At 29.5% G+C, this 606-nt stretch carries 1 protein-coding gene; it reads left to right on the top strand.

Translation table 11 applies throughout. The features are described from left to right. The coding region (locus RH85_RS22920; protein WP_006711467.1) for a hypothetical protein at positions 1-466 on the top strand (466 nt) is incomplete at its 5' end. Positions 467-606: the final 140 nt, after the last annotated feature.

Consider the following 606-nt stretch of genomic DNA (forward strand, 5'->3'; position numbering starts at 1 on the left):
AGGTTCTAAGTATCGGAATTATTGGGGATTATTAATGCTTCAAGAGGCGCAAACCAAAATAGAAATATTTCGCTCTGGTTCAATTGTGGGTAGTAAAATATTAAAGCATGACGAATTAGGAGAAAATACTTATAAAATTTCTTCTACAAGATCTGTTAATGCATTTCCTACATTGTCAGTAAATTCTAGTGATGCGGAGTTAAATAAATTACTGTTGAATTTTTCAAAAAAAGACATAGTTAGAGTATCAATATTAACACCGTGCAGTGAAGTGTTTCAAGTGCTATTTGAAGGTGAATTTAGAAAGAAAACAGTAAGTTATACAAAAGAAGATAATAAACTAAGCATTGAATTTGATGCAATCCATTCTTTTTATCTTTTATCAATGATGAGGTTGTCATCTTCATTTGATTTTTCTAATATGACCTTTGGTGATTTTTGTGAAAGAAATTGCACTAATGGCTGATATTCATTCAAATATAATAATAGCAAAAGACCTTTCACTTAGAAAAATTACTGGAATGTCGAGTGGGACAAATATATATCGATTATTTAAGGAGCTATGTTTATTTCTTGGTGCTTCTGTATCTTTCAATGAAGATAATA

Source organism: Vibrio ichthyoenteri ATCC 700023 (assembly GCF_000222605.1).
Classification (GTDB): Bacteria; Pseudomonadota; Gammaproteobacteria; order Enterobacterales; family Vibrionaceae; genus Vibrio; species Vibrio ichthyoenteri.